The organism is Nocardioides sp. N13(2025) (assembly GCF_051912545.1).
Classification (GTDB): Bacteria; Actinomycetota; Actinomycetes; order Propionibacteriales; family Nocardioidaceae; genus Nocardioides.
Genome location: NZ_CP196809.1, coordinates 762279 through 789238, shown reverse-complemented (window position 1 = coordinate 789238; position 26960 = coordinate 762279). Strand labels below are relative to the sequence as shown.

The window sequence follows — 26960 nt, the reverse complement described above, 5'->3', positions numbered from 1 at the left end:
CCCACTTCCTTGGACAAGTTCACACATTCGCGAGTCTGCCACGGGCCGCTAGCGTCTGGAAGGTGATGTCAGGCGTGGTCTCGGTGGCGGCACCCGTGCGCGTCCGCGAGCGGCTGGCCGAGGCCGAGGACGGCCCCCGCCGGGTGCTCCACACCAGCGCCACCGCGATCTACGTCGACCTCGACGGCTGGTGCCTCGGCCTGGTCTCGGCCGACGCGACCCGGGTGCCGTGCGCGCTCTGGTCCACCCTCCCCGACCTGACCGGCCTGGGCCCGACCGTGCGCGTCGAGGCCGGCACCCTGCACGTCGGGGCTGCCACCGCCCGCATCACCCGCCTCGCCGACGTCTCCGTTCCCACCCTCGGACGTCATGGGGATCACGGGTTCGGACCCGCACGCGCCATGACGGCCGCGGCAGGCCTGTCCCTGCCCGACGACGGTCGACTGACGCCCGCCCACCTCGACCACCTGCTCGGCCGTGGCCCCGGGCTGACGCCGTTGGGCGACGACGTGCTGGCCGGCTGGTTCGCCGCCCGCGTCGCTGCGGGGCACCCCGACCACGTCATGGCTGCGGCCGTACGCCGCCGGCTGGGCGTGACCACGCTGCTCTCCGCGACCCTGCTCGACTGCGCGCTGCAGGGCGAGGCGCTGCCCCAGCTCGCCGCCTGGCTCTCGGGCCCGGGCCCCACGACCACTGAGGCCCTGCTGGGCGTCGGCGCCACCTCGGGGGCAGGACTGCTCGCGGGCGCCGGGCTGGCCATCGCCTCGCTCACCGACCACCCCACCGACCGCCCCGGGAGGGCAGCATGAAGGACCACGTCGAGCTCCGGAGCGGCGCCTACGCCGACTCGGTGACCCTGCTCCAGGTGAGCCGGGCGGTGCAGGCCACCCCCGGCGTCGTCGCCGCCCAGGTGGCGATGGCCACCGGCCTCAACCTCGAGGTGCTCGAGGGCATGGGCTTCGACGTGCCCGACTCCTCCCCCAACGACATGGTCGTCGCGCTGCGCCTCGCCGACGACGCCGACGTCGCGACCGCCCTCGCCGCGGTCGACGCCGCCCTGGCCCCGACCCGCCCGTCCGCCGGAGACACGACCGTCGCCCCACCGCGTACGACCGGCTCCGCCCTGCGCCGCAGCGGCCCGGGCGCCATCGCGCTGGTGTCCGTGCCGGGGGCGAGCGCGACCGTCGAGGCGATGGACGCGCTCGAGGCCGGGCGCGACGTGATGATCTTCAGCGACAACGTCCCGGTGGCCGAGGAGGTCGCCCTCAAGACGTACGCCGCCTCCCGCGGGGCGCTGGTGATGGGACCCGACTGCGGCACAGCGGTCATCGACGGGGTCGGGCTGGGCTTCGCCAACGCCGTGCGCCCGGGCCGGATCGGCATCGTCGCCGCGTCGGGCACCGGCTGCCAGCAGCTGCTCGCGCTGCTGCACCACGCGGGAGCGACGTACGACGGCGTGGGCGTGCGCCACGCGCTCGGAGTCGGCGGCCGCGACCTGTCCGCCGCCGTGGGCGGGCTCGCGACCCGCGAGGCGCTGCGACGCCTGGACGCCGACCCCGACGTCGACCTGGTCGTCGTGGTCTCCAAGCCGCCGGCGCCCGAGGTCGCCGAGGCCCTCGGCCGCGAGACCGAGGCGCTGGGCACCCCGGTCGAGCTCGGCCTGCTCGGGCGCGGGCAGCGTGACCTGACGGCGGTCGCCGAGGCCGTGCTGGCCCGGCTGGGCCACGACGCTCCCGAGTGGCCCGTCCACGGTGCCGACAACACGGGACCGGCCACCGGTCCCCTGCTCCGCGGGCTCTTCGTCGGCGGCACGCTGTGCGACGAGTCGATGCTGATGGCGACCGAGGTGCTCGGCCCGATCCGCAGCAACATCCCGCTGTCCGACGACCTCGCGCTGGGCGAGGACCTGCTGGTCGACGACCACACGATGGTCGACTTCGGCGACGACGCGCTCACGCAGGGCCGCGCCCACCCGATGATCGACCCGACCCTGCGCAACGAGCAGATCGCCCGGGCCGCGGCCGACCCGCGGACCGGCGTCATCCTGCTCGACCTGGTGCTCGGCCACGGCGCCGAGCCCGACCCGGCCGCGATGCTCGCACCGGCGATCACGGCGGCACGCCGGGACCGGGCGATCCCGGTCGTCGTCAGCCTCGTCGGCACCGACCTCGACCCCCAGGGCCTGCACGCCCAGCGCGACGCGCTCGTCGCCGCCGGCGCCGAGGTCCACCTCTCCAACGCGTCGGCCACCCGCCGCGCGCTCCAGCTCATCGAAGGAGCCCAGCGATGACCGAGACCACCGTCGTCACTGTCGGGGCCGACATGCTCGCCGACGCCGTGGCGGGCCAGGCCGTCGGCGTCGAGCGTGTCGACTGGCGTCCCCCGATGCCCGGCACGGAAGGACACCTCGCCGCCGTGGCCACCGACCCGCGGCGGCCCGAGGCCAACCGCAAGGCCGTCGAGGCGATGCTCGGCGTGACGGCCCACCTCGTCGACGTCGCTCCCGCCTCCGAGGTGCTCGGGCTCGAGAAGGGCCAGTTCCTGCACGCCGGGCCGCCGATCGAGTGGGACCGGGCGTCCGGTCCGCTGCGCGGTGCACTGATGGGCGGTGCCGCGCTGGAGGGCCTGGTCGACGACCCCGAGGACGCGGTCGCGCTCTTCGAGTCGGGCAGCAGCGTCAGCCTCGAGCCGTGCCACCACCGCAGCGCCGTCGGCCCGATGGCTGGCGTGGTCACGCCGTCCATGTGGATGTGGGTCCTCGAGGACCGCGCCACCGGCAAGCGGACGTACTGCTCGCTCAACGAGGGCCTGGGCAAGGTGCTGCGCTACGGCGCGTACGGCCCCGAGGTCCTCACCCGGCTGCGCTGGATGGGTGACGTGCTAGGTCCGCTGCTGCAGGCGGCCGTGCGCGGGACCGAGGAAGCCACCGACGTCACCGGCATCCTCACGCAGATGCTGCAGATGGGCGACGAGGCTCACAACCGCAACCGCGCCGGCACCCTGATGCTGCTGCGCGACCTCTCCCCCGCCATGGTCACCTCCGGCTTCGACAGCTCGGACGCCGCCCAGGCGCTGCGCTTCATCGGCGGCAACGACCACTTCTTCCTCAACCTCGCGATGCCCGCCTGCAAGCTCGCCCTCGACGCCGGCCGTGACGTCCCGGGCTCGACGATGGTGGTCGCGATGGCCCGCAACGGCACCGACTTCGGCATCCAGGTCTCCGGCACCGGCGACGAGTGGTTCACCGGTCCCGCCCAGGTGGCCGAGGGGCTCTTCCTCGGCGACTACGGCCCCGACGACGCCAACGCCGACATCGGCGACTCGGCGATCACCGAGACCGCGGGCATCGGCGGCTTCGCGATGGCGACCGCTCCTGCGATCGTCCGGCTCGTCGGCGGCTCGGTCCCCGACGCGCTGGCCACCACCCGCCGGATGCACGAGATCACCCTCGCGGAGAACCCCCGCTGGTCGGTGCCCGTCCTGGAGTTCCAGGGCACGCCCACCGGCATCGACGTGACCAAGGTGTGCCGCACCGGGATCCTTCCGCAGATCAACACCGGCATGGCCGGCCGCGTCGCCGGCGTCGGCCAGGTGGGCGCCGGGCTCGTCACGCCGCCCGCGGAGATCTTCCCGAAGGCCCTCGCCGCGCTGGCCGCCCGGGTGTAGTCAGGCGTCCGTGGGCCGCTCGTTGTAGACGCCGGCGCGCTCCTGGCCGGACAGGTCGCCGATGGCGGTCATGATCCGGTCGGTGAGCTCCCGGCGGGCGCGGCCGGCGGGTACGCCGTCGTACTCCCCCGCGACGGCGATGGGCTCGCCGAAGCGGACCGTCACGTCCACCTTGGCCAGCCGCGGTCGGTTGGAGCCGACGGGCTGGATGTCCTCGGTGCCCTGCAACCCGACCGGCACGACCGGGCAGCCGGAGGTGAGCGCGAGGTGCGCGACGCCCGTGCGTCCGCGGTAGAGCCGGCCGTCGCGGGAGCGGGTGCCCTCGGGGTAGATGCCGAACGCCTCGCCCTTCTCGAGCACGGCGAGCGCGGTGTCGAGGCTGGCGATCGCCGCCCGGGTGTCGTCGCGGTCGACCGGCAGCATGCCGAGGCCCTCGAACCAGGCCCGCACCAGCGTGCCCTTCACGCCCGTGCCGGTGAAGTAGTCGGACTTGGCGAGGAAGACGACCTTGCGCGGCACGACGACGGGGATGACCACGCTGTCGAAGAACGAGAGGTGGTTGCTCGCCACGATGACCGGGCCGCTGGCCGGCACGTGGTGCAGGCCCTCAACGCGCGGGCGCCACACGGCACGGGCGAGCGGCGGGATGATGCTGTGCGCGACCGTGTAGAGCATGTCGGTCATTGTGCCTGCAGGCGCGGCTGCCAGAAGGCCCGTCCCAGGTCCACCGCTCCGCTCGGTCGCAGCGGGGTGCCCTCCTCGAGGTAGGCCTGGCGCGCCTCGTCGTCGTGCGACGGCGGCAGCGACCCGTCGGCGCGGACCACCCGCCACCACGGCACCGCACCGCCCTGCCGCGCCATCACGTTGCCGACCAGTCGCGGTCCGCCGCGCCCGAGCCGGTGGCCCACCACGTCCGCGATCGCGCCGTATGTCGTCACCCGGCCGCGGGGCACCGACTCCGCGCACTGCAGCACCAGCTCGGCGTAGAGCTCGCGCTCCTCCTCGGTCGTCATGCGTCCTCCGGCTGGGTCAGCCGCATGGTCGTGACCAGGAGGGCCATCACCCCGAGCGCCGCCACCATCCAGAGCCACGGCGGGGCGAGGTCGGCGTCGAGGCCGCGCACGGCGAGCCACGTGATCGGCAGCGGCACCAGGGCCAGCAGCCCCCGCCAGAGCCACAGGCCGGCCAGCCGGCGATCCACGGGCAGGGCGTCGGGACCGTACGACAGCAGGGTCGCGACCACGTGCGCTACGAGCAGCAGGCCGCCCACCACCAGCACCCGCCAGTCGACGACCCCGCGAACGGTCCACCAGGCCGCCACGACCGCGAGCGAGATCGCGCCCGTGAGGTGGTCGGGCTGCCGCGCCCACCACGCGGAGCTGAGGACGACGAGCACCACGACCAGTCCGTCCGGACGCTCGGGCAGGGCCAGCGCGAGGGAAGCGACCGGCAGCACGAGCAGCAGGGCGCGCAGCACCAGGGCAGGCGTGGTCAGCCCGGGCGGCAGGAACCTGCCCAGCCCGCCGGTCATCGCGCCCGCACCTTCGGCACCTGCGCCCGTCGGGCCAGCAGGCGCAGGACGGTGTCGACCGTGCCGGGTCCCCGCCAGGGCACGACCGGGCAGCCGAGGGCGGCCAGCTGCCGGAGCCGGTCGTCGCGCTCGAGCTGCTGCATCCGGGCGGCCAGGGCCGGCAGCGCCAGCCGGTCGGCACCGTGGTCGCGCTCGCCGAGCGTGTCGATCACGATCACGGAGGCGCCGCTGCGCTGCAGGCTGGCCGTCGCGGTGACGAGCGGGGTGAAGAGCATCGGCGAGAGGACGTAGACCACGCTGCCCGTCACGGCGCCGAGGTCGAGCCGCTCCGGCGGCACGCTGCGGACCTCGGTGCGGACCCGGGACAGCGTGCCGTGCAGCCGGTGCAGGTGCCGCGGCCCGGAGCCGAGGCGGACACGCGCCCCCTCCGAGGCGACCACCAGCAGGCCGACCCGGTCGCCGGTGCGGACGTGGTGCTCGGCGAGCGCGGCGGCGGCCCGCACGGTGAGGTCCAGCGAGCTGGCCGCCCCGTCGATGCCGCCCGAGAAGCCGATGTCGCGGAGCCCGTCGACGACGAGCCAGACCCCGGCGTCCTGCTCGGCACGGGTGGTGATCACGTGCAGCTCACCGGTCCGCAGCGACACCGGCCAGTTGACCCGCTTGAGCCGATCGCCGGTCGCGAAGGGCCGGATGCCCTCGAACTCCGTGCCGCTGCCCAGCCGCCGCGACCTGTGGCGCCCGACCAGGCCGTCGGGCTGCGGGACCTCCGCGCGGCTGTCGTACGGCGCCGTCTGCGGCAGCACGACCAGTCCGTGCTCCGGCATGTCGACCGGTCCCCAGCGCCAGCCGGCCCACGCGCTGGTGAGCCCCACCCGCTCGGCGCCGATGACGCGGCGACCCCACCGGCGCGGGCTGAGCTCGAGGACCGGGAGGCCGTCTGCCGCCAGCGAGGCGGAGACGCCGTACGTCGGACGGGTGGCGACGTGGGGAGCCTGGGCGGCGACCCGGATGACGTGCTCGACCCCGGCCAGGTCGTCGACCACCAGGCGCGAGGTGGTGCCCTGGCCCTCGTGGAGGCGGTGGTGGTCGATCTGGGTCCGGACGGTCGGGGTGTGGCGGGGACGAGCGAGCATCCCCATCACGCCCAGGACCAGGAAGGGGGCGGCCAGCACCACCAGCACGTCCAGACCCGCCGCCACGCCGCCGGCGAGACCGCTGAGGGCGAACAGGCAGGCTCGGACGAGCGACGGTGTCGGCCGCCAGCCGGTCACCGCCGCGACTCCAGGGTGTGCGGTGTCTCGACCGCGGACAGGACCGACTCGACGACCCGGGCGCCGGACGCCTGTGTCATCCAGAGGTCGGGCTTGACGGTGATGCGGTGGGCCAGCACCGAGCGCGCGACCACCTTGACGTCCTCAGGCACCACGAAGTCACGGCCCCGGATCGCCGCCCAGGCGCGGGCGGTGAGCACGAGGCCCAGGCTCCCGCGGGGCGAGGCGCCGGTCAGGACGTCGGCGTGCGCGCGGGTGGCGGCCACCAGGTCGACGCAGTAGCGCGCGACCGACTCGTCGACCACGACCCGCTCGACGGCGGCCTGCATCCCGGCCAGGCCCGGGGCGTCGGTGACCTGCTCGATGTCGACCTCCTCGCGCCGGCGGTCGAGCCGCCGGCGCAGCACGTCGTGCTCCTCGGAGGCGCTGGGGTAGCCGAACGCGACGCGCAGCAGGAAGCGGTCGAGCTGGGCCTCGGGCAGCGGGTAGGTGCCCTCGTACTCGACCGGGTTGGCGGTCGCGAGGACGTGGAAGGGGCTCGACAGGCGGTGGGTCTGGCCCTCGACCGTCACCTGTCCCTCCTGCATCGCCTCGAGGAGCGCCGCCTGGGTCTTCGGCGGGGTGCGGTTGATCTCGTCGGCGAGCAGCAGGCCGGTGAAGATCGGGCCGGGCCGGAAGTCGAACTCGGCTCGTCGCTGGTCGTAGACGTAGGAGCCCGTCAGGTCCGCCGGCAGCAGGTCGGGGGTGAACTGCGCCCGGGCGAAGTCCAGCCCGAGCGCGCCCGCGAAGGAGCGCGCGGCGAGCGTCTTGCCCAGGCCCGGGAAGTCCTCGAGCAGGACGTGGCCCTTGGCGAGGATGCCGGCCAGCACGAGCGTCAGCGCGTCCCGCTTGCCGACGACGGCACGCCCGACCTCGTCGAGCACCCGCTCGGCGAACGGGGCGACCTCGGACGGGGACACCTCTGCGGGTCGGGACTCAGCTGTGGTCACGGACTTCCTCGATTCGGGTCAGGATGCGGTCGATCTCGGCGGGCGAGAGACGTCGTACGGGGGTGAGCTCCTCGCGGAGCCTGTCGGCGAGGCTTGGGTCGCGCGCCCGGGCCAGGGCGACGAGCCGGTCGCGCACCGCCTCGGACGGGACGCTCGCCTGCTCGTGGCTGGTGAGGACGCGCAGGTCGGGGGTGGCCTCGTCGACCCGGTCGCTGGCCGACGGCAGCGTGGGCACCCACTGGGCGGCCTCGGCCTCGGCGGTGTCGAGCACCAGCCACACCAGGGTCAGCACGACGGACGCCATGATGACGTACGGCACGGGCCGGGGTCCGAAGTCGAGCCAGAAGGCGAAGGCGTACCCGATCCCGGCGACCACGGCGGCGAAGAACAGCCGGCTGCGCCAGGCACGCGTGATCGCCACCCGCCTCATGCGCGCGCCCCCAGGCTGCGACGGATGGCGGCGAGGGCCTCGAGGGCCTCCGTCCGGTGCTCCTCGGTGAGAGGGTGCTCGGAGAAGCGGGCCTCGCGGTAGAGCCCGGCCAGGCGGTTCACCGCACCGGAGTCGGCCGAGACGAGGTCGAGGATGCGGAGGGCGTACTCCGAGGACGTCTCCCACGCCCTGCGCCCCACCCCGGCCGACTGGCCCTGCACCTCGAACCTCAGCCAGGCCGCGACGATGGCGTTGCGGGGGTCGCCTCCACGGAGCTGCCGGTCCTGCTCGGTGGCATCCTGGGTGATCGCCTCCACCAGCCGGGCGGGCTCGCCGAGCATGGCGACCTCGACCGCTTCGGGCCGGCGACTGCGGGACCGGGCCCTGACCTGCTCGCGCAGGATGGACGCGAAGAACACGACGAGGGCCAGGATGACGGCGGCCACCCCGGCCACGAACACCCACACGAGGACTCGCAGCCACAGCGGCGGGTCCGTCAGCTCAGAAGGGGTCGCCTCGCCCTGGTCACCGCTCGGCTCCTCGCACCAGGGCAGGTGCTGCGGGTTGTCCGGCCTCTCGGTGGTCACCGTCCCGTCCGGCTGCGTGCTGACCACCTCGAGGGGCACGCACGTCCGCGGCGCCTCGGTGACGGTCCGCTGCCGCACGCCCGGACCGGTGAAGACCTCGTCGGGTCCGATCAGCGTCGCCCACGCGACCAGCACCATGAAGAGGCTGGTCAGGGCCACCGTGACGACGGCGCGCAGGCCCGGCGACCAGTCCCCGAACGCACGCATGGCGTGACCCTAGGTGAGACGGGTCACGCCATGCGAGGGGGGCGCGGATGAACCGCGCGGAATCCTCAGAGGACGGGGCTGAACGGCTCCGTGCCCCGCACCAGGCGCAGGCCCGCGATGCCGCCGTTGGCCTGGGCGTAGGCGAGCTCGTGCGCGATGTCGCCGACACCGTTGGAGCCCGCCAGCGGCGCGAGGGCCAGCGTGGACAGGGTGCCCAGCGCGTTGCCCTCGGCGTCGAGGAAGGCGCTGCCCGAGTCACCGGGGACGCCGGGCGTCACTGTGTAGACCGGGTGCGACCAGCCGTTGCCCTCGGTGCCGAGGCTCGTGCCCTGCTTGGGCGAGAGCTCCTCGACGCCGGCGCGGAGGCTGGAGTTGCCGTAGCTGTAGACCGTGTCGCCCGCCGCGGTGCCGGTCGTGTTGATACCGACGGGGCCGCCCCAGAACGGGATGGAGGGGTTGACCTTGCCGACGTCCGCGGCGTCGACCTTGACCAGGGCCAGGTCGTTGTAGGCGCAGGTGTCGGCGTCCTTCTCGCCACGCTTCTGCATGGTGAGCCAGGACGAGTAGACGAGCGTGCCGCCGCCGACGCGGGTGCCGTCCGAGACGAGCGAGCCGTCCTCGACGAAGTCGACCTTGGTGCCGAGCGGGAGCGACTCGGAGGTGCAGCCGTCGGTGTCGGTGGCCTCACCGAGCCCGGCGCAGTGCGCGGCATAGCCGACGTACGTCGTGCCCGCGGTGTCGGTGTAGACGAAGTTGGCGGTGCACTGGGCGCCCTCGGTGTACATCATCACGCCCGGGTGGATCGCGGCCGTGTCGGCCGGCGCCCACGTCGCGCGCGCCGGCTTCTTCATCGCCACGGCGGGCGAGGCGGAGGCGACGGCGGTCGTCAGCAGGGCAGCCGAGGCCAGGGTCAGGAGCTTCGTGGGGGTACGCATACCCGGGCCAACGAGGTGGCCCGGGTATGCGTTACGGCTCAGTACGTCGGCTGGCTCGGGTCGATCTGCGAGACCCAGGCGACCACGCCGCCGCCCACGTGCACCGCGTCGGCGTACCCGGCGCCCTTGACGATCGCGAGCGTCTCGGCCGAGCGCACCCCCGACTTGCAGTGCATGACGATCTGCTTGTCGCTGGGCAGCTGGGAGAGCGCGTTGCCGTTGAGGAACTCGCCCTTGGGGATCAGCACCGCGCCGGGGATGTGGTTGATCTCGGCCTCGTTGGGCTCGCGCACGTCGATCAGCACGAAGTCGCGCTCGCCGTTGTCGCGCTCCTTGAGCATGTGCTCGAGCTGGACGACCGAGATCGTCGAGCCGGCCGCGGCCTCGGCCGCCTCGTCGGAGACCGCGCCGCAGAACGCGTCGTAGTCGATCAGCTCGGTGACGGTGGCGTTCTCGCCGCACAGCGCGCAGTTGGGGTCCTTGCGGACCTTGAGCTTGCGGTACTCCATCTCGAGGGCGTCGTAGATCATCAGCTTGCCCGCGATCGGCTCGCCGATGCCGGTCAGCAGCTTGATGGCCTCGTTGACCTGGATCGAGCCGATGGACGCGCAGAGCACGCCGAGCACGCCACCCTCGGCGCAGCTGGGGACCATGCCCGGCGGCGGCGGCTCGGGGTAGAGGCAGCGGTAGCAGGGCAGGTCGTCACCGAGCATCGGCGCGAAGACCGAAGCCTGGCCGTCGAAGCGGTAGATCGAGCCCCAGACGTAGGGGATGCCGAGGAAGAACGCCGCGTCGTTGACCATGTAGCGGGTCGCGAAGTTGTCGGTGCCGTCGACGATCAGGTCGTAGCCGCGGAAGACGTCGAGCACGTTGTCGTTGTCGAGGCGCTCGGGGTGGAGCACCACCTCGACGTAGGGGTTGATCTCCGCGATCGACTCCTTCGCCGACTGGCCCTTCGGCTTGTCGATGTCGCTGACGCCGTGGATGACCTGGCGCTGCAGGTTGGACTCGTCGACAGTGTCGAACTCGGCGATGCCGAGCGTGCCGACGCCGGCGGCGGCGAGGTAGAGCAGCGCCGGGGAGCCGAGGCCGCCGGCACCGATCACGAGCACCTTGGCGTTCTTCAGCCGCTTCTGTCCGGCCATCCCGACGTCGGGGATGATCAGGTGCCGGCTGTAGCGCCGGACCTCATCGATGGTGAGCTCGGCAGCCGGCTCGACGAGCGCGGGGAACGACACGGGTTGACTCCTTCGTGGCGGGCTTCGGTCCTGGGACAACCAGCGTGACGCCGGCTCTGTTCCCGTCCATGGTCGCTCGCCCGGCACAGGGGGACGTACGGGTCCCGCGATCCGGACTCCGCTCCTCCACCCCCAGGAGGCGGAACTCCTGCGGCCATCGGCAAAGTTGTCAGGAGATCCTTGCCAGCACGGCCTCCGTGGGGTGAAGTAGTCCGCTGCGGCCCCCTGTGACTGCAAGACGTAGTCCGATGGGGCCATCCACCACCTCGGATGACAGGACAGCAACCTCGTGAAGAAGTCCCTTCCCGGACTCCTGGCCGGTACGGCATGCCTCGCCCTCGGCGCGGCCACCATCCCGGCCCAGGCAGTACCGTCCACCGACGCGCCGCAGGCGGCCGGTCAGAGCACCCGCACGAAGCCGGACAACCGGCCCGGACCGCAGACGAAGAAGCAGCTGCGCCTGAAGAACAAGGCCCTGGCCATGCTCGACAGCGGCGCCGCGCGGCTCCAGCCCCGCAAGGGCGGTGGCGCCACCGTCGCCCTCAGCAGCGGCGACTACGTGGAGTTCCCCATCGACAAGACCGACAAGATCTTCACGATCCTGTCCGAGTTCGGCGACGCCGGCTCCGGCAAGCTCGGCACCACGCCGGGCCCGCTGCACAACCAGATCCCGGAGCCGGACCGCCTCACCGACAACTCCACCTACTGGGTCTCGAACTTCGACAAGGCCCACTACGAGGAGATGTTCAACGGCGACGGCGAGTCGTTCAAGAACTACTACACGCAGCTGTCCTCCGGTCGCTACACCGCGATCAACACCGTGACCGACTGGGTCAAGGTCCCGGGCAACGCCTCGACCTACGGCGACAACACCGTCGAGGACAACGGCGGTTCGTGGTCGTTCGTCAACGACTCGGCGGACGCCTGGTACCAGCAGATGTCCGCGACGATGACGCCCGCGGAGATCGACGCCTACCTCTCGCAGTTCGACGTCTGGGACCGCTACGACTTCGACGGCGACGGCGACTTCAACGAGGCCGACGGCTACATCGACCACTTCCAGGCCGTGCACGCCGGTGAGGGCGAGGAGGCCGGCGCGGACGCCGACGCCATCTGGTCGCACCGCTGGTACGTCGGGTCGGGCTACGGGACCACTGGCCCTACCGTCGGCGGCGAGACCAACCTCGGCGGCGGCGCGCAGATCGGCAGCTCGAAGTACTTCATCGGCGACTACACCGTCGAGCCCGAGAACGGCGGCCTCGGCGTCTTCGCCCACGAGTTCGGCCACGACCTCGGACTGCCCGACTACTACGACACCGCGGGCGGCGAGAACGGCAGCGCCTTCTGGACGCTCATGTCCTCCGGCTCCTGGCTGAGCCACGGCGCCAACGCACCTGCTGGCGGCGAGGGCATCGGCACGGTCCCCGGCCTGATGGGCCCCGAGGAGAAGCTCTACCTCGGTTGGCTCGACTACACCGAGGTCAACGCCGGGACCAAGGGCACCTACACCCTCGGCCCCTCGCAGCACACCTACGACCGTGCCGACCAGGCGCTCAAGGTGAACCTGCCGAACTCCTCGATCGCCCACGACTACACGACGCCGCCCTCGGGCACGCACGCGTGGTGGACCGGCCGGGGCGACGACATGTCGAGCACGCTGACCCGCACGGTGCCGGCCTCGTCGTCGGTGACCGTCACCGCGAAGGCGTGGTACGAGATCGAGGCGGGATACGACTACCTGTACGCCCAGTACTCCCTCGACGGCGGCAAGACCTGGAGCAACACCGGCTCGCCGGTCGACGGATCGTCGCGCGGCAGCTGGACCGGCCTGCGCTACTCCTACAAGGCCGGTGGCCAGGAGTCGCTGTTCCGCTTCCTCTACAAGACCGACGGCGGGGTCAACGAGGCTGGTGCGTTCCTCGACGACATCGCGATCAAGAGTGACGCGGGCACCTTCACCGACGGCGCCGAGTCCGGTGCCAACGGCTGGGAGCCCCTCGGCGGGTTCGCCATCTCCACCGGTCACGAGGTCACCAACGCCTCGCGCTACTACCTCATGGAGAACCGCCAGTACGTCGGCTACGACAAGACCCTGTCCGAGGGCCCCTACCAGTTCTCCAACGGCCTCACGAAGCCCAACTGGGTCGAGTTCTTCAAGTTCCAGGACGGCATGCTGGTCTGGTACGTCGACAACTCCTACACCGACAACAACGTGGCGGAGCACCCCGGTGCCGGCTACGCGATGGTCGTGGACGCGTTCCCGAACTCGCTGACCTACCCGGACGGCACCAGCCCCAGCAACAGGCGCGAGCCGTTCGACGCGACGTTCGGCCTCGACACGGTCGACCCGACCTGCCTGCACAAGGAGGTTGCGGGCGGGACCCAGAAGAACCCGACCGTCACGACGCTGGAGGCGTGTGCCGGCGCCGTACCGCAGAAGGCGACCTTCGACGACACCGACGTCAACGCCTACTACGACGCCGCTGCGCCGCAGAACTCCGTCAAGGTCGCGGGCGCGGGCGTCAAGGCCACCGTCACGGGCAACAAGGGTGGTTTCCTCACGGTCAACGTGGTGAACCCCGCGCCGTGACCTGACGCACCAGCACCACCGCTCCATCGACACGCAGGGAGGGACCCCGGACGCCCGGGGTCCCTCTCGGCGTCTCCGGGGCCGATAGGCTCGCCCCGACTACTCAGCAGTACCTCCCAACAGCAGGAGCCCGACGTGACCGCAGGCAGCCCCGACACCACCTCCGACGGTGCGTTCCCGCGACCGCGCGGCGGCCGGATGCCGAGACGCGAGCGACGTGCCCAGCTGCTCGAGTCGGCCCTCGAGGTCTTCGTCGCCCAGGGCTACCACGCCGCTGCGATGGACGACATCGCCGAGCGGGCCGGCGTCTCCAAGCCGGTGCTCTACCAGCACTTCCCCGGCAAGCTCGACCTCTACCTCGCGCTGCTGGACTCCTCCTGCGACCTGATCATCGACAACTGTCGTGCCGCCCTGGCCTCGACCACGGACAACAAGGACCGCGTCGCGGCGACGATGAAGGTCTTCTACAGCTACGTCGCGTCCAAGGAGGGCGCGTTCCGGCTGGTCTTCGAGTCCGACCTCACGAGCGAGCCCGACGTGCGCGAGCGGGTCGACCGGGTCACCACCGAGTGTGCCTCGATGATCGCCGACGTGATCCGCACCGACACCGGCCTGCCTGACGAGGAGTCCGAGCTGCTGGCGGTGTCGCTGGTGGGAATGGCACAGGTGTCCGCGCGGTTCTGGCTGGCAGGTGGCGGCGGGATCGCACAGGACGACGCGGCCGCACTGATCGCCGGTCTGGCCTGGCGCGGCATCCGGGGCTACCCGATGACCGACGACCACTGACCAGACACACTCGAGCCAACGAACCATCCCCCGAACCCCAGCAAGGAGCATCACGTGGAGGTCAAGATCGGCGTGCAGCACGCCCAGCGCGAGCTGGTGCTCGACAGCGACAGCACGCCCGAGGACATCGAGGCCAAGGTCGTCGAGGCCGTCTCCGGCGGCGGCGTGCTGCGCCTGTCCGACGTCAAGGGCCGCACCGTGGTCGTGCCCGCGGACAAGATCGCCTACCTCGAGCTCGGCTCCCCGACGTCGAGCACCGTCGGCTTCCGCTGACACGTCACCCCGAGGGGCGGACACGCCCCACCCCTGCGGAGGCACGGTGATTGCTACTGCGTCACGCGGCGGACATGATGAACGAGTCGGCACACGATGCCGGCACTCCAGTCACGAGCTCGTGGCAAAGAAAGGTGGCCCATCATGGTCGTAGATCTCATCGTCCTCCTCGTCGTCGGAGCGATCATCGGTCTGCTCGGCAAGCTCGTCGCCCCGGGTGACAAGGACAACATCCCCATCTGGCTCACGATCCTGTGTGGCATCGGCGGCGTGCTGCTGGGCTACTGGATCTACTCGCTCTTCGGTGGCGACGGGTCCAAGGGCGTGGACTGGGTGCGCTGGATCGTCGCGATCCTCACGTCGGCCGTCCTGGTCGTCATCGCTTCGACCGTGACGGGTCGCAACACCGGGACCCGCACGCGGATCTGACGCCCATACGGCCACGCGAGGCCCCGCATCCTGCGAAGGATGCGGGGCCTCGTGCGTGTCGGGATCGGGCCAGGGTGGCGCGTCAGGCCTCCAGGCCCAGCTCGGCCATCCGGGCGGCGTGCAGCTCGGTGAGGCGGGTGAACATCCGGCCCAGCGCCGGGAGGTCGAGCCCGGGCCGGTCCACTCCCCCGGCCAGCAGCGCGGTCAGGGAGTCACGGTCGCCGGCGACGCGCTGGGCCTGCGTGAGCGCCTCCCCCATCAGGCGGCGGCCCCACAGCGCGAGCCGGCCTCCGAGGCGGTGGTCCTCGGCGATGCCGGCACGGACCCGCTCGACGATGAAGCTGGTCTGCCCGGAGTCCTCGAGGGAGCGGATGATCACCTCGCGGGTCTCGGGGTCGAGGTAGGCCGCGATCTCGCGGTAGAAGTCCGCGGCGAGGCCGTCACCGACGTAGGCCTTGATGAGCCCCTCGTAGAAGTCCGAGGGCGCCGTGTGCGCGTGGAAGCTGTCGAAACCGGGCCGGAAGGCCTGCATCGCCTCAGCCGGGTCGGCGCCCAGCTCCTCGAGCCGCTCGACGAGCTTCTCCAGGTGCCCGAACTCGGCGGTGGCCATCGCGCCGATCGCGATCTTGTCGTCGATCGACGGCGCCATCTTGGCGTCCTCGACCAGTCGCTCGAACGCCGAGAGCTCGCCGTAGGCGATCGCCCCGAGGAGGTCGACAGCGGCGCGGCGGTAGTCCTCGTCGGGCGATTCAGTCATGCTCGCAGCCTAGCGATAGGATCGACGCGACCGAGCCGCTGGCGATGTGTCCGGTGGCCGCCTGTATGTGCGCGGTCGGCAGTGCCCCGAGGGGCCGTTCGAGTGGCTGACCGCATACGCGTGGGACATCCAACTCTTTCGAAAGCGACACCTCTCAGTGACCACCTTCCGTGAGCTGGGCGTACAGCCCCAGATCTGTGACGCGCTCGAGCGCGCCGGCATCACCACTCCCTTCGCCATCCAGGAGATGACCCTCTCGGTCGCGCTCCTCGGCACCGACCTCATCGGCCAGGCCCGTACGGGCACCGGCAAGACCCTTGCCTTCGGCATCCCTGTGCTGCAGCGCTCGGTCTCCCCGCGCGACCCGGCGTACGCCGACATGCCGCAGGGCAAGCCGCAGGCACTCATCGTCGCGCCGACCCGCGAGCTCGCGCTCCAGGTCTCGAGCGACCTGTCGATCGCCAGCGCCGACACCGGCCTGCGTGTGCTGACCGTCTACGGCGGCGTCGGCTACGACACCCAGCTCGAGACCCTCGACGCCGGCGTCGACATCGTCGTCGGCACCCCGGGCCGCCTCATCGACCTGGCCAACCGCCGCGCCCTCGACCTCTCCCACGTGCACGCACTCGTGCTCGACGAGGCCGACGAGATGCTCGACCTCGGCTTCCTGCCCGACGTCATCACGCTGCTCTCCAAGACCCCGGAGACGCGCCAGACGATGCTGTTCTCGGCGACCATGCCGGCCGCGATCGTCGCGTTGGCCCGCACGCACATGCGCCACCCGATGAACATCCGCGCCGAGTCGTCCTACGACACCACGATGGTGCCGGCCACCGCGCAGTTCATCTACCTGGCCCACGACCTCGACAAGCCCGAGATCATCGGCCGCGTCCTGCAGGCCGAGGACGCCGAGAAGATCATCGTCTTCACCCGCACCAAGCGGCAGGCCCAGCGGGTCGCGGACGACCTGGTCGAGCGCGGTTTCAGTGCCTCGCCGCTGCACGGCGACATGGCCCAGGTCGCGCGCGAGAAGGCACTCGCCAAGTTCCGCGAGGACAAGATCCGGGTGCTCGTCGCCACCGACGTCGCGGCTCGCGGCATCGACGTGCGCGGCGTCTCGCACGTCATCAACTACACCTGCCCGGAGGACGACAAGACCTACGTCCACCGCATCGGTCGCACCGGCCGCGCGGGCGCCTCGGGCATCGCGATCACGTTCGTCGACTGGGCCGACCTGCACCGCTGGAAGATGATCAACAAGGCCCTCGACCTGCCCTTCCCCGAGCCGCAGGAGACCTACTCGACCTCCGAGCACCTCTTCCACGACCAGGGCATCCCGGTCGGCACCAAGGGCCGCATCGTCGACCCCGCCCCGGTGGAGAAGAAGGAGCGGGCGCCCCGCGAGCGTCGCTCCGGCTCTGGTCGCTCGGACTCCGGCTCCTCCGCCCAGTCCGGCTCGGGCCAGGGCGAGAAGTCCGGCGACGCCCCGCGCCGCCGCAACCGCAGCCGTCGTCGTACGCGCGGCGGTGCCGCCGTGGAGACCCCGAAGGCGTGAGTCAGCGCTTCTTCGGGGCCTTCTTCGCGGTCTTCTTCGGCTTCGGCCGCGACGCGCGCACCACCAGGTTCTCCGCCACCTCACGGTAGGCCGCGGCGCCCTTGCTGCTCCGGCTGGTCGACAGGATCGACCGGCCGGCGGCAGGGGCCTCGGCGAACTTGATGGTCTTCGGGATCGGCGGCTCGACGACCTCGAGGTCGTAGGTCTCGCTGATGGTCTCCAGCACCGTGCGGGCGTGGTTGGTGCGCCCGTCGTAGAGCGTCGGCAGCACGCCCCACACCTCGAGCCGGCGGTTGGTGAAGCGGCGTACGTCGTGGACGGTGTCGAGCAGCTGCCCGACGCCGCGGTGCGACAGCGTCTCGCACTGCAGCGGCACGAGCACGCCGTCGGCGGCGGTCAGCGCCGCGACCGTCAACACGCCGAGCGACGGCGGACAGTCGAGCAGGACCCAGTCGTACGCCTCGTCGCCGAGGTCGTCGGCGAGCTGCTCGAGCGCGCCCTTGATGACGTGCTCGCGGCCGGTGCGGGTCAGCAGGTCGGCCTCGGCGCGGGCCAGCTCGATCGTGGCCGGCAGGATGTCGACGCCGTCCTCGGTCTCGAGGATGATCTCCGCGGGGTCCACGCCTTGGGTCAGGACGTGGTGCACGGACGTCTCGAGGTCCTCGGGGTCGATGCCGAGGGAGAAGGTCAGGCACGCCTGCGGGTCGAGGTCGACCAGCAGCACGCGGTGGCCGAGCTCGGCCAGGGCGGCCCCGATGGAGGCGACGGACGTCGTCTTGGCGACTCCGCCCTTCTGGTTGGCGACGGCCAGCGTGACAGGGGCGGCGCGGTTCTGGGTGCTCATCGTGGGCAATTGTGCCGGACCGGGTCACGGGCCGGCGGACCGTCCTGAAATGCTGCCCCCATGCCTGCCTCGAAGACGACCTCCCTCATCACCGGCGCGACCGCCGGGATCGGCCACGAGTACGCCGTCCAGCTCGCCGCACGCGGCGACGACCTGGTGCTGGTCGCTCGCGACGCCGCCCGGCTCGAGCAGGTGGCCGAGGAGCTGCGCCGCGCGCACCAGGTCGACGTGGAGGTGCTCGTCGCCGACCTCGTCGACCGCGCCGACCTGGCCCGCGTCGAGGCCCGGCTCGCCGACCGCGACCACCCGGTCGACCTGCTGGTCAACAACGCCGGCTTCGGGCTCAAGAAGCGCTTCCTCGACAACACCGCCGACGAGGAGACCGAGATGCTCGAGGTGCTGGTCACCGCCGTGCTCCGGCTGAGCCACGCGGCCCTCGGCGCGATGGCCGAGCGCGGTCACGGCGGCATCATCAACGTCTCCAGCGTCGCCGCCTTCCTCCCCCGCGGCTCCTACTCGGCGGCGAAGGCGTGGGTGAACAGCTTCAGCGAGTGGGCCCACCTGGAGTACAAGTCCCGCGGCGTGAAGGTCATGGCACTGTGCCCGGGCTTCACCAAGACCGAGTTCCACCAGCGGATGCAGGTCAGGCGGGGCGAGGGCTTCATGTGGCTCGAGCCCGACTTCCTCGTCCGCAAGTCGCTGGAGGACTTCGAGAAGGGCCGCGCCTACTCGATCCCCGGCGCGCAGTACAAGACGATCATCGCGCTCACCAAGGCCATCCCCAACCGGGTTCTGCGCCTGACGCAGAACATGGGCCGACGGTGACGGTGCGGCTCGCGCCTCCGCGCGGCGAGGACGCCGAGGCGCTGGCCGACCTGCACCTCGACGTGTGGGAGGAGGCGTACGCCGGGCTGATGCCGGCGTCGGTCTTCACCGAGCGGCGGGCACGCCGGGACGCGCGCGTCGAGAGCTGGCGCGGCATCATCGCGGCCGGGTCGAGCGACAACCTGCTGGCCTGGTCGGGCGACCGCCTCGTCGGCTTTTCGAGCACCGGCTCCGGGCGTGACCCCGAGCCCGGCCTGCCCCCGCTCGAGCTGATGGGGCTCTACGTGCGTTCTTCCGTGTACGGCCAGGGCGTTGGCTTCGCGCTGCTCACGGCCGCGATCGGCGATGCCGACGCCTACCTCTGGGTGCTCGACGGCAACGCGCGGGCGATCAGGTTCTACGAGCGGCAGGGCTTCCGCCTCGACGGCGCCACCAAGCCCGAGGACGTCGGGCTCGAGCGTCGGATGGTGAGGCGGCACTAGGGTCGCCGGGTGGCCGACGACTTCATGACCGTGTGGCGCCTGGAGTTCCCACAGCCTCCCGGTTGGCGGATCGACTGGCTCGGGCCCTACACCTCGCACTGGCTGACAGCCGAGGCTGAGGAGATCGTTCGGCACATGGAGGTCGAGCACTGCGTCACGCACCCGCACCCTCGGGACCCCAGCATCTTCGCCGCGTATCCGGGCGATGACCGACTCTCGTGCGGGTGTGCATCCCGTGTGCTCCTGGAGCGGTGGTTCGGCGCCTACCTCCCTCGGCTGCTCGACCAGGGCGCACACGTCACGCAGTACTCGGTGCCTCTGGATGCAGTCGTCGAAGACTCGCCCGAGCAGGTCCTCTTCATCACCCGCAGAGCCACTGTCGTGGACCGAGCGGGCCACGAGCCACCCTCGCCCTTGCTGCGCAGCAGCGCCGGGTCACGTGCCTCGATCATTGCCGCGAGCGGCGGCACGTACGACTACCGAGCCGAGCCCGGCTCGACCCATCCAGAATGGCTCGCATGAGCGACGACCCAGATCGACTGCCCCTGGACAGCCCGAGGTGGAGCCGGCTGTGGACCCGGATGGGGCCTGGGGCGTATCCGGTTCCGCAGGTGCTGCGGGCCCTCGGCGACGACCCGTCGGACCTCGAGCTCTTCCGGGAGATGTGGTCGGAGATCTGCGCCGAGGAGACGACGTACGATGCCGCCTTCGCCGCTGTCCCCTACCTGATGGACTTTGCAGGGCGCTTGGACCCGGCGGATGCGGACGAGTACCTCATCGTGGCCGGACTGATCGCCACCTACGCCTCCGACGTGCCGAGCGACCTGGAACCGGCCTACAGGACAGCGATGCACCGGGGACTGACCCTTGTGCTCGAGCGCCTCGAGACCTGCAAGACCAATGCAGACCTGCGGTACCTGCTGGCTTCGGTGGCCGCCATGAGAGGGCGCACCGACCTCGCGGAGGTCCTGCAGGACCTCGACGCGATCCAGGAAACCTGCGAGAGCTGCGGAACCGTCGTCCACCCCTCCCAGCTGCAGGCGGCGGTCGAACGGGACCGATCGTCCTGAGCCGCACCCCGGAAGGGCGTGTCAGGCTGGTACGCGTGAGCGAGGAGAAGAAGGTCCTCGACGAGCGGTTCAGGTGGACCACTCACCTGGGCGAGGTCCTGGATCGGACCGAGTACGTCACCCGATGACGCAGGTCTGGGTACGCGCATCCAGCGGCTGGCGGTGCCTCGCCGGTCACGCCGGGCCACGCCTGCCTTGACCAGTCACAGGGCGGGCGGCGCGTACTCCTGCCCGTCGACGCGCACCGTCACCTGGGCGGGGCCTTCGCTGGGCCACGCGGCGTCCCACGTGCCGAGGGTCCAGAACACTCCGTAGCCCCTGATGATCTCGTCGTTGAGCCGTGCGCCCTCCCACGGGCCCGGCCGGGTCTGCCATGCGACGTGCGTCACCGGGTCCTCCCGAACCATCCCGAACATCGCGTAGGTCGTGCCCTCCCAACCTTGCCGAGGCGCTGCTCCCACGATCTGCACCGGGGTGTCGCGGAAGTCGTGACCCGGGCGGAAGAGGATCGCGACCCGTTGCAGCTCAGCACCGTCCCGGAGGCCGAGGGCGACCACGGGCCGATCGCCTGCCGACGGGCGTACGGCGTAGATGACCTCGTCGACCACGGGAAGCCCCGACGGGTCGGTGGAGAACCCACCGATCGCCCACGGCTCGCCCACGACCTCGCCCGTCTCCGGGGAGCCGTCGTCGAGGCACGCGAACGACCCGCAGCCGTCGGGCAGGTCCGTCGGCAGGTCGGTCACCGGCGCGAGCGCCCAGCTCTCGGTCGGAGTCTCGGTCGGCGCCGGCGACCCGCTCGCCGCCGGATCGGAGGACACCGAGGCGGGCTCAATGAGGGTCAGGGCGGCAACGGGCACGGCCGCTCCCGCGACGACGGCAATCCCGGCCACACCGGACGCGATGCGGCGCCGGGTACGCAGCCGGCGACCGCTGCGAAGGATCGCCGCGATGTCGGGCGGGCCGGCGAACCTCGGCTCGTCGGCCACCATGCGCTGGATCTCGTCGACGTGTGCGGTCATGACTGCTCCCTCTCGGTGCCGTGGGGCGTGCGGGTGGACCCGGTGGCGGATGCGGTGACGGATGCGGGGCTCTGCGCGGCCCGCAGGCGCGCGAGCGCCCGGGACGAGGTGCTCTTGACGGTGCCGACCGAGACCCCGAGCTGCCGCGCGACCTCGACCTCGGAGGCGTCGAAGTAGTAGCGCCACACGATGATGGTGCGTTCGCGGGGCGAGAGCGGTGCGAGCAGGTCGCTCAGCTCGGAGCGCTCGTCAACGGTGCCGTGACCACCCGCGACGCCCACCTCGGCGCCGAGGCCGGTGTCGACGGGCACCGGCCGGCGACGGCGTACGGAGTCGATGTAGCCGTTGACCAGTGCGCGGTGCACATAGGCGTAGGCGCCGTCGCGCGACACCTTCCCCCAGCGGGCGTACGCCCTCGCGAGCGCCGACTGCACGAGGTCCTCGGCTTCATGGCTGTCGCGGCACAGCAGCCAAGCCGCGCGTCGTAGGCGCGGCCATGCCGCCGCCACGAACGCCTCGAACTCGGCATCCGTCCCCGAGCGACTCTCGCCTCGTGTCATGGTGCACCTCTCGTGTCAGTCCCACCCTTCCCTACGCAGGTACGTCTCGCAGGGTTGAGCGATCGGCGGTCCGGGGTGCCTCGCTGGCGGGCAGGCCGCGCCCGTGTCCGGACATGCCGCGATGAGCTCGCGGCAAACCCCGGGATGTTCGTAGCTCGGTCGAGTCGGCCTCATGGCCGAGACTCGGACCATCTTCGTGACTGGACCATGTTGAGCGCAGCGCAAGGACGCCATGACCCGTGCGCCTGCGGGTCCGCACCAACAATTGAGTATGGCGCTCCTGCGGTCCGATGCGCTGCCATTGCAGGAGAGGGCGACGCTGTCACTTCGCGTGTCGGAACACCCGACGCTCCGACACCCCCAGCGGTGCGACGCCAAGCGGTCGCCGCTGGCCTTCGGTGGCCCGAGCGGGCCACCCCTGTGGGAAGGAGATGAGATGAGACGAAGCAGCTTGGTCATGTCGCTCGCTGCTGCCTGCGTTGCAACGTGCTTGGTCCCCGCGCATGCGACGTTTCGTGATGACAACGGCCGGATCGCGTTCCGGCGCTACCTCGACGCCGACCAGGACACCGGTGCGGTCTTCACCGTGCGCCCGAACGGCACCGATGAGTTCCAGGTGACGCACCCACCCGAGGGTTACGTCGACCGCAACCCTGATGTTTCTCCTGATGGCCGGCGGATCGTGTTCCAACGTTCCGGCCCGACCATGGACGACATCTTCGTCGTGAACAGCGACGGCACCCAACTGCGGCAGCTGACGAACACGGCCTACCCCGAGGGCAACTGCCTACCCAAGGGGGGCGAGTGCAACATCTCGCCAGCGTGGTCTCCCGACGGCACGCAGATCGTCTTCTCCCGCGCGTTCGGCCCCGTCGTGGACGACCTGGTGGAGACCTTCGGGCTGTTCCTCATGAATGCCGACGGCACCCACGTCCGACAGCTGACGCAACGCCACCCACCACGCACTGGTGAGGACACCGAACCGCAGTTCTCACCAGACGGAAGGATGCTGCTGTTCCAGCGCCGCAACGTCCGGGCAGCCCGGCCGGCGGGCGGCGTCGCCATCTGGACGCTGAACCTGCGCTCCGGGCGTCAGCACCGTGTCACCCCGTACCGGCTGCAGGCCGGGGACACGCCTGACTGGTCACCCAACGGAAAGCGCATCCTCTTCCACGACAACCTCGACAACGAGGACGTCAACGCCAACCTGTTCACCATTCGCTACGACGGCACGGGCCTGCGCCAGTTGACCTTCGCCGATGACGGCGTCACCCGGTATCTCGGCTCGTCCTACTCCCCGGACGGGAAGTGGATCACGTTCGGGCGCCGCCCGGCGACCGGCGGGGTCAAGGCCAACTCGGCGGACGTGTTCGTGATGCGTGCCGACGGCACCCACGTCCGCAAAGTGACCCGGACGAAGCGTTACGACAGCTACCCGGACTGGGGACCCGAGGTGTCGGCTGAGCCCTGACCATCCCTACAACAGCACGAGCGGTGACGCGCACGTGGTTCCCGCCGGCGTTGTGGCCTGCCATCGCCGGTCCACGTCTTGGTTCATCAGTGTGAGGGTGTTCAACGAGGTCCGAGCGAAGGTTCAATGACAGCCATGGGGAAGGTCTACGTGATCGCCGACATCGAGGTGACAGACCCTGACGCCTATGAGGACTACAAGCGCCTCTCCTCGGCAGCGGCCGAGAAGTATCACGGGCGATGGCTCGTCCGCGGCGGGGCGATCGACCTGCTCGAAGGCGACTGGGAGCCCCACCGACTGGTGGTCGTTGAGTTCGAGGACGAGGAGGCGGCGCGGCGCTGGTACAGCTCGCCCGAGTACGCCGAAGCGAAGGCTGTGCGGTTGCGCTCGGCGAAGTCGTCTCTCTTGCTCGTTCGTGGAACCTGAGCGCCTCACCCATCGTCTGCTCACGCCGCGATCCATGCACCGGCATTGGTCGGGACGCGCCGGTGGCCCGATCACCGGTGGTGTCGGGCTCAGCGGGGCGTTCAGGTTCGTCGGCGGGAGCGTCGGCCGCGGTCGGGTCGCGGCCTGGGGGCGGGCGGTTCGGTCGTGATGACCGTGCCGGCGGGCAGGGTCCACTCGTACGACCCGTCGGGGAGCCGGCGGTAGGTGAAGTCCCCGAAGGTCTTCGCGCGGTGGTGCCTGCGGCACAACGGGGCGAGGTTGCCCGGATGCGTCTGGCCGGGTGACCCTCCCTCGTCGAGGGGAACGTAGTCCTCGATGTGGTCGAGGTCGCAGACCTCGGCCGGACGCTTGCAGCCGGGGTAGACACAGGTCCGGTCACGCCAGCGGACCGCGGCGGCCATGCGCGCTGGCGGGTCGTGGGCGTCGACCGGAGGGTGCGCGCGGGGGTCGAGATCCACGACGGGCGTGATGGTGACCTTGCCGGCGCACAGCAGCCACGACCGCAGTCGCCCGGTGAGCACCGGGCCGAGCTTCGGCGAACGGGCGACACCCGCACGGTCGTCGAGGAGGTCGCGGTCGGTGACGTGGAAGACCAGCACCACCTCACCACCGCCCTCACCACCGCTACTCTCGCCGGGCACGGTCGGCCGGCGGAACGGGTTCGCCCGCTCGTGGGCGACGTCCTCCGCGACGCAGACGGCCGGATCCTGCTCGGGGTCGACCACCCGGTCGGGGTCGGCGACGTCGCTCGCGGCCAGCAGGTCGAGCGCGGCCTGCGGGTCGGCCAGCACCCCGACCGCGTGCGCCCGCCGGACGCCGAGGTCGCCGGGGTGGCCCAGCGACCGCATGGTCGCCGCCATGGTCGACACGGTGTGGTCGAACGCGACCGCGTCGGCGGTGTCGAGGGTCATGAACACCTCCGACGTGCCGGGCGCGCCCTGCTCGTGGTGCACCTCGACCCGGCGGGCGGCCACAGCTGCGTCGTGGTCGGCGATCGCACGGTCGGGATCGGCGTAGAGCCTCGCCTCGTGGACCAGCACCCCGACGCGGTGCGGGTTGAGCCGCCGGGGCTGCCACGCGAGCAGCCGGTCCGCGTGCCCGGCCGCCGCGACGTCGAGGTCGCGCGAGACCCGCGCCGCCTCCCGACCCAGCCGCACCGGGACCCTCAGCTCACGCACCAGCTGCCACGTCAGCGGGAGGCGGTAGGCCAGGTCGAGCACGTCACCCAGCAACGCGAGCGCCGCCTCGTGCGACACCTCGAGCACCGCCGACAGCTCCACCACCGCGAACTCCGCGACCAGCGGCGCCCCCACCCCCGCGATCGGCAACGGACGCTCACCGAACAACGCCGCCGCGCTGCCCGGAGCATGGACAGTCTCGGAGCGCCAGCCGGCTGCGTCACCCACGTCGGTGACCACGTGCGCGTGCGCCCACGCCAGCGCGGACTCCAGCACCTCCACCTCGACCCGCCGCTTGGCGCTCATCGCCGCCGCCGCGCGGTCCAGCACCGAACGGGTGGCGACCCGATCAGTGGCTGGAGCTGCGGCTGTGGTGGACATGAGTCCATCCTCCCAGAGACCACCGACACCCTGACCTGCGAGGACGGATCTGTGGAGAACTATTTCCGAACAGGTCGTCGAGGATCCGACCCGAGCCACGCCTCCAGCTCACGCGGGTGCCGGAAGAGCAGCACCTCAGGCCCGTCCGGCGACGCAGCCCAGGCGCGCATCCGCTCACGCTTGCGGGCGAAGGACTGGAAGTGCCAGCGGATGATCGACTTCCGGCTCAGCATGTTGCGCCAGGACTCGACGTTGCCGTTGCAGCGCGGCTCCCGGGTGATCGCGCCCGAGACGGTGCGGCGCACGAGGCGGGAGAGCGAGAGCCATCGCGGGTAGTCGAGGCCGACCACCAGCTGGGCGCGCGGGAGCACGAAGCCGAGCCAGTCGCCGTACGACGAGTCGAGCACCCACCGCTCCCCTGCCACGATCTCGCCGATCACCTCCCGCTGCACCGACTCCTCCACGGGCACCCAGCCGGGCAGCCAGGTGAGCTCGTCGACCAGGGTCACCGGCAGGCCGGTGCGCGCGCCGATCGCGAGGGCCGCCGTGCTCTTGCCGCTCCCCGTGACCCCGTAGACGAGGATGCGGTCGGGTGTCACGGGCGGGGCGCCGCGAGCGAGACCAGCCGCTCGTACTGCTCGGGGTCGGTGGTGTTGACGCCGAGGTCGTGGTCGACCTTGCCGAGGCCGTGGTGGTCGCTGCTCCCCGTGACGACCAGGTCGAGCTCGGCGGCGATGCCGCGCAGCCGGACCCCCAGCTCGGCGGAGTGGTCCTGGTGGTCGACCTCGATGCCGGCCAGGCCGATCTCCTTGAGCATGGCGAAGGCCTCCTCGTCGAGGACCGTCCCGCCGTGGCGACCCCACGGGTGCGCGATCACGGCGACCCCGCCGGCCTCGTTGACGAGCGGGATCATGTCCTCGAGCTCGGCGGCGTAGCGGTTGCGGTAGCCCGGCCGGCCGGGGTTGAGCAGCTCGTCGAAGGCGTGGGTCCTGTCGCGCACCACCCCGAGCCGGACGAGCGCGTCGGCGACGTGGGGCCGCCCGGCGGCGACGGAGCCGCCCGCCTCACGTCGTACGTCGTCCTCGGTGATCTCGATGCCGTGCTCCTGCAGCGCCGAGACGATCGCCGGGGTGCGCTCGGTGCGGCCGGCCAGGATCCGGTCGAGCATCGTGACCAGGGAGGGGTGGGTGGGGTCGGGCAGGTAGGCCAGCAGGTGCACGCCCCGGTGCCGGAACTTCGTGCTGATCTCCAGTCCGGGCACGAGCGTGATGCCGACCTCGTCGGCTGCCTGCTCGGCCTCGGCCCAGCCGGAGGTCGCGTCGTGGTCGGTGAGGGCGACGACGTCGAGGCCGGCGGCCTTCGCCTCGCGGACCAGGTCGGCCGGCGAGTCGGTGCCGTCGCTGGCCGAGGAGTGCGTGTGGAGGTCGATCCGCACG

General features: G+C 71.5%; 30 protein-coding genes. 14 read left to right on the top strand and 16 right to left on the bottom strand.

What is annotated here, in order from left to right; genetic code table 11:
- The first annotated feature begins 65 nt into the window (after positions 1–65).
- The 3 genes from ACS3YM_RS03810 to ACS3YM_RS03800 are packed head-to-tail and all read left to right on the top strand — an operon-like array spanning position 66 to position 3666.
- Positions 66–809: an oxamate carbamoyltransferase subunit AllH family protein gene (locus ACS3YM_RS03810; protein ID WP_439939827.1), complete on the top strand. Its 744-nt coding sequence runs from the start codon at positions 66–68 to the stop codon at positions 807–809.
- Positions 806–2290: a hypothetical protein gene (locus ACS3YM_RS03805; protein ID WP_439938749.1), complete on the top strand. Its 1485-nt coding sequence runs from the start codon at positions 806–808 to the stop codon at positions 2288–2290. Before ACS3YM_RS03810 ends, ACS3YM_RS03805 begins: the two co-directional genes overlap by 4 nt.
- Positions 2287–3666 carry a DUF1116 domain-containing protein gene (locus tag ACS3YM_RS03800; protein ID WP_439938748.1) on the top strand — a complete coding sequence of 460 codons (1380 nt, stop codon included), beginning with the start codon at positions 2287–2289 and terminating at the stop codon, positions 3664–3666. Before ACS3YM_RS03805 ends, ACS3YM_RS03800 begins: the two co-directional genes overlap by 4 nt.
- Here ACS3YM_RS03800 and ACS3YM_RS03795 read toward each other — a convergent pair whose 3' ends face one another.
- The 9 genes from ACS3YM_RS03795 to moeZ form a co-directional block, all read right to left on the bottom strand.
- Positions 3667–4341 carry a lysophospholipid acyltransferase family protein gene (locus tag ACS3YM_RS03795; RefSeq protein ID WP_439938747.1) on the bottom strand — a complete coding sequence of 225 codons (675 nt, stop codon included), beginning with the start codon at positions 4339–4341 and terminating at the stop codon, positions 3667–3669.
- 5 nt (positions 4342–4346) lie between these two features.
- On the bottom strand, positions 4347–4679 hold the full coding sequence (locus ACS3YM_RS03790; RefSeq protein ID WP_439938746.1) for an MGMT family protein: 333 nt from the start codon (positions 4677–4679) through the stop codon (positions 4347–4349).
- Positions 4676–5197: a hypothetical protein gene (locus tag ACS3YM_RS03785; RefSeq protein WP_439938745.1), complete on the bottom strand. Its 522-nt coding sequence runs from the start codon at positions 5195–5197 to the stop codon at positions 4676–4678. The genes ACS3YM_RS03790 and ACS3YM_RS03785 overlap by 4 nt, the downstream gene beginning before the upstream one ends.
- Positions 5194–6468, bottom strand: coding sequence for a DUF58 domain-containing protein (locus ACS3YM_RS03780; protein ID WP_439938744.1), 1275 nt, complete (start codon positions 6466–6468; stop codon positions 5194–5196). Before ACS3YM_RS03780 ends, ACS3YM_RS03785 begins: the two co-directional genes overlap by 4 nt.
- Entirely contained in the window at positions 6465–7457 is a 993-nt protein-coding gene (locus ACS3YM_RS03775) for an AAA family ATPase (protein ID WP_439938743.1), read from the bottom strand. The genes ACS3YM_RS03780 and ACS3YM_RS03775 overlap by 4 nt, the downstream gene beginning before the upstream one ends.
- Complete coding sequence (locus tag ACS3YM_RS03770; protein WP_439938742.1) at positions 7444–7887, bottom strand: hypothetical protein; 444 nt, start codon at positions 7885–7887, stop codon at positions 7444–7446. Before ACS3YM_RS03770 ends, ACS3YM_RS03775 begins: the two co-directional genes overlap by 14 nt.
- Positions 7884–8681, bottom strand: coding sequence for a DUF4129 domain-containing protein (locus tag ACS3YM_RS03765; protein ID WP_439938741.1), 798 nt, complete (start codon positions 8679–8681; stop codon positions 7884–7886). Before ACS3YM_RS03765 ends, ACS3YM_RS03770 begins: the two co-directional genes overlap by 4 nt.
- 65 nt (positions 8682–8746) lie before the next feature.
- Entirely contained in the window at positions 8747–9616 is an 870-nt protein-coding gene (locus ACS3YM_RS03760; protein WP_439938740.1) for a hypothetical protein, read from the bottom strand.
- 38 nt (positions 9617–9654) lie between these two features.
- Positions 9655–10854, bottom strand: coding sequence for an adenylyltransferase/sulfurtransferase MoeZ (gene moeZ, locus ACS3YM_RS03755; RefSeq protein WP_439938739.1), 1200 nt, complete (start codon positions 10852–10854; stop codon positions 9655–9657).
- Positions 10855–11143: 289 nt separating this feature from the next.
- On the opposite strand from moeZ, the gene ACS3YM_RS03750 reads away from it, so the two are divergent.
- From ACS3YM_RS03750 to ACS3YM_RS03735, 4 genes are all read left to right on the top strand, one after another.
- Positions 11144–13444: an immune inhibitor A domain-containing protein gene (locus ACS3YM_RS03750; protein WP_439938738.1), complete on the top strand. Its 2301-nt coding sequence runs from the start codon at positions 11144–11146 to the stop codon at positions 13442–13444.
- Between the two features lie 135 nt (positions 13445–13579).
- Entirely contained in the window at positions 13580–14230 is a 651-nt protein-coding gene (locus ACS3YM_RS03745; protein WP_439938737.1) for a TetR/AcrR family transcriptional regulator, read from the top strand.
- Positions 14231–14284: 54 nt separating this feature from the next.
- The gene (locus tag ACS3YM_RS03740; protein ID WP_439938736.1) at positions 14285–14503 is read left to right on the top strand and encodes a DUF3107 domain-containing protein; all 219 of its coding nucleotides are present in this window, start codon (positions 14285–14287) and stop codon (positions 14501–14503) included.
- Between the two features lie 144 nt (positions 14504–14647).
- A complete protein-coding gene (locus ACS3YM_RS03735) occupies positions 14648–14932 on the top strand; it encodes a GlsB/YeaQ/YmgE family stress response membrane protein (RefSeq protein ID WP_439938735.1) in 285 nt (94 codons plus the stop codon).
- A gap of 82 nt (positions 14933–15014) precedes the next feature.
- Here ACS3YM_RS03735 and ACS3YM_RS03730 read toward each other — a convergent pair whose 3' ends face one another.
- Positions 15015–15689 carry a ferritin-like fold-containing protein gene (locus ACS3YM_RS03730; RefSeq protein ID WP_439938734.1) on the bottom strand — a complete coding sequence of 225 codons (675 nt, stop codon included), beginning with the start codon at positions 15687–15689 and terminating at the stop codon, positions 15015–15017.
- A 157-nt stretch (positions 15690–15846) separates the two neighbouring features.
- On the opposite strand from ACS3YM_RS03730, the gene ACS3YM_RS03725 reads away from it, so the two are divergent.
- The gene (locus ACS3YM_RS03725; protein WP_439938733.1) at positions 15847–17244 is read left to right on the top strand and encodes a DEAD/DEAH box helicase; all 1398 of its coding nucleotides are present in this window, start codon (positions 15847–15849) and stop codon (positions 17242–17244) included.
- Between the two features lies 1 nt (position 17245).
- On the opposite strand, the gene ACS3YM_RS03720 is transcribed toward ACS3YM_RS03725, so the two are convergent.
- Positions 17246–18088, bottom strand: a complete 843-nt coding sequence (locus ACS3YM_RS03720) for a ParA family protein (RefSeq protein ID WP_439938731.1) — start codon at positions 18086–18088, stop codon at positions 17246–17248.
- Between the two features lie 60 nt (positions 18089–18148).
- On the opposite strand from ACS3YM_RS03720, the gene ACS3YM_RS03715 reads away from it, so the two are divergent.
- Genes ACS3YM_RS03715 through ACS3YM_RS03700 form a run of 4 tightly spaced genes read left to right on the top strand, consistent with a single transcriptional unit; the run spans position 18149 to position 20465 of the window.
- A complete protein-coding gene (locus tag ACS3YM_RS03715; protein WP_439938730.1) occupies positions 18149–18913 on the top strand; it encodes an SDR family NAD(P)-dependent oxidoreductase in 765 nt (254 codons plus the stop codon).
- Positions 18910–19395: an N-acetyltransferase family protein gene (locus ACS3YM_RS03710; protein ID WP_439938729.1), complete on the top strand. Its 486-nt coding sequence runs from the start codon at positions 18910–18912 to the stop codon at positions 19393–19395. The genes ACS3YM_RS03715 and ACS3YM_RS03710 overlap by 4 nt, the downstream gene beginning before the upstream one ends.
- A gap of 9 nt (positions 19396–19404) precedes the next feature.
- Positions 19405–19917: a hypothetical protein gene (locus ACS3YM_RS03705; RefSeq protein WP_439938728.1), complete on the top strand. Its 513-nt coding sequence runs from the start codon at positions 19405–19407 to the stop codon at positions 19915–19917.
- Positions 19914–20465 (top strand): hypothetical protein, encoded by a 552-nt coding sequence (locus ACS3YM_RS03700; RefSeq protein ID WP_439938727.1) that lies wholly within the window; start codon positions 19914–19916, stop codon positions 20463–20465. The genes ACS3YM_RS03705 and ACS3YM_RS03700 overlap by 4 nt, the downstream gene beginning before the upstream one ends.
- Positions 20466–20668: 203 nt before the next feature.
- Here ACS3YM_RS03700 and ACS3YM_RS03695 read toward each other — a convergent pair whose 3' ends face one another.
- On the bottom strand, positions 20669–21487 hold the full coding sequence (locus ACS3YM_RS03695) for a hypothetical protein (RefSeq protein WP_439938726.1): 819 nt from the start codon (positions 21485–21487) through the stop codon (positions 20669–20671).
- Positions 21484–22047, bottom strand: a complete 564-nt coding sequence (locus ACS3YM_RS03690; protein WP_439938725.1) for a SigE family RNA polymerase sigma factor — start codon at positions 22045–22047, stop codon at positions 21484–21486. The genes ACS3YM_RS03695 and ACS3YM_RS03690 overlap by 4 nt, the downstream gene beginning before the upstream one ends.
- Positions 22048–22504: 457 nt before the next feature.
- On the opposite strand from ACS3YM_RS03690, the gene ACS3YM_RS03685 reads away from it, so the two are divergent.
- Positions 22505–23518 carry a TolB family protein gene (locus tag ACS3YM_RS03685; RefSeq protein ID WP_439938724.1) on the top strand — a complete coding sequence of 338 codons (1014 nt, stop codon included), beginning with the start codon at positions 22505–22507 and terminating at the stop codon, positions 23516–23518.
- Positions 23519–23653: 135 nt separating this feature from the next.
- The gene (locus ACS3YM_RS03680) at positions 23654–23944 is read left to right on the top strand and encodes a DUF1330 domain-containing protein (RefSeq protein WP_439938723.1); all 291 of its coding nucleotides are present in this window, start codon (positions 23654–23656) and stop codon (positions 23942–23944) included.
- Between the two features lie 101 nt (positions 23945–24045).
- Here ACS3YM_RS03680 and ACS3YM_RS03675 read toward each other — a convergent pair whose 3' ends face one another.
- Genes ACS3YM_RS03675 through ACS3YM_RS03665 form a run of 3 tightly spaced genes read right to left on the bottom strand, consistent with a single transcriptional unit; the run spans position 24046 to position 26959 of the window.
- Positions 24046–25524 carry a hypothetical protein gene (locus ACS3YM_RS03675; protein WP_439938722.1) on the bottom strand — a complete coding sequence of 493 codons (1479 nt, stop codon included), beginning with the start codon at positions 25522–25524 and terminating at the stop codon, positions 24046–24048.
- Positions 25525–25583: 59 nt separating this feature from the next.
- Positions 25584–26123, bottom strand: coding sequence for a hypothetical protein (locus ACS3YM_RS03670; protein WP_439938721.1), 540 nt, complete (start codon positions 26121–26123; stop codon positions 25584–25586).
- Positions 26120–26959, bottom strand: coding sequence for a PHP domain-containing protein (locus ACS3YM_RS03665; protein WP_439938720.1), 840 nt, complete (start codon positions 26957–26959; stop codon positions 26120–26122). The genes ACS3YM_RS03670 and ACS3YM_RS03665 overlap by 4 nt, the downstream gene beginning before the upstream one ends.
- Position 26960 lies beyond the last annotated feature (1 nt).

Bases quoted from the DNA above. Each gene is read 5' to 3' on its own strand.
- ACS3YM_RS03810 (WP_439939827.1), top strand. From the start codon at position 66: ATGTCAGGCGTGGTCTCGGTGGCGGCACCCGTGCGCGTCCGCGAGCGG.
- ACS3YM_RS03805 (WP_439938749.1), top strand. From the start codon at position 806: ATGAAGGACCACGTCGAGCTCCGGAGCGGCGCCTACGCCGACTCGGTG.
- ACS3YM_RS03800 (WP_439938748.1), top strand. From the start codon at position 2,287: ATGACCGAGACCACCGTCGTCACTGTCGGGGCCGACATGCTCGCCGAC.
- ACS3YM_RS03795 (WP_439938747.1), bottom strand. From the start codon at position 4,341: ATGCTCTACACGGTCGCGCACAGCATCATCCCGCCGCTCGCCCGTGCC.
- ACS3YM_RS03790 (WP_439938746.1), bottom strand. From the start codon at position 4,679: ATGACGACCGAGGAGGAGCGCGAGCTCTACGCCGAGCTGGTGCTGCAG.
- ACS3YM_RS03785 (WP_439938745.1), bottom strand. From the start codon at position 5,197: ATGACCGGCGGGCTGGGCAGGTTCCTGCCGCCCGGGCTGACCACGCCT.
- ACS3YM_RS03770 (WP_439938742.1), bottom strand. From the start codon at position 7,887: ATGAGGCGGGTGGCGATCACGCGTGCCTGGCGCAGCCGGCTGTTCTTC.
- ACS3YM_RS03765 (WP_439938741.1), bottom strand. From the start codon at position 8,681: ATGCGTGCGTTCGGGGACTGGTCGCCGGGCCTGCGCGCCGTCGTCACG.
- ACS3YM_RS03760 (WP_439938740.1), bottom strand. From the start codon at position 9,616: ATGCGTACCCCCACGAAGCTCCTGACCCTGGCCTCGGCTGCCCTGCTG.
- ACS3YM_RS03735 (WP_439938735.1), top strand. From the start codon at position 14,648: ATGGTCGTAGATCTCATCGTCCTCCTCGTCGTCGGAGCGATCATCGGT.
- ACS3YM_RS03730 (WP_439938734.1), bottom strand. From the start codon at position 15,689: ATGACTGAATCGCCCGACGAGGACTACCGCCGCGCCGCTGTCGACCTC.
- ACS3YM_RS03720 (WP_439938731.1), bottom strand. From the start codon at position 18,088: ATGAGCACCCAGAACCGCGCCGCCCCTGTCACGCTGGCCGTCGCCAAC.
- ACS3YM_RS03715 (WP_439938730.1), top strand. From the start codon at position 18,149: ATGCCTGCCTCGAAGACGACCTCCCTCATCACCGGCGCGACCGCCGGG.
- ACS3YM_RS03700 (WP_439938727.1), top strand. From the start codon at position 19,914: ATGAGCGACGACCCAGATCGACTGCCCCTGGACAGCCCGAGGTGGAGC.
- ACS3YM_RS03695 (WP_439938726.1), bottom strand. From the start codon at position 21,487: ATGACCGCACACGTCGACGAGATCCAGCGCATGGTGGCCGACGAGCCG.
- ACS3YM_RS03690 (WP_439938725.1), bottom strand. From the start codon at position 22,047: ATGACACGAGGCGAGAGTCGCTCGGGGACGGATGCCGAGTTCGAGGCG.
- ACS3YM_RS03685 (WP_439938724.1), top strand. From the start codon at position 22,505: ATGTCGCTCGCTGCTGCCTGCGTTGCAACGTGCTTGGTCCCCGCGCAT.
- ACS3YM_RS03680 (WP_439938723.1), top strand. From the start codon at position 23,654: ATGGGGAAGGTCTACGTGATCGCCGACATCGAGGTGACAGACCCTGAC.
- ACS3YM_RS03675 (WP_439938722.1), bottom strand. From the start codon at position 25,524: ATGTCCACCACAGCCGCAGCTCCAGCCACTGATCGGGTCGCCACCCGT.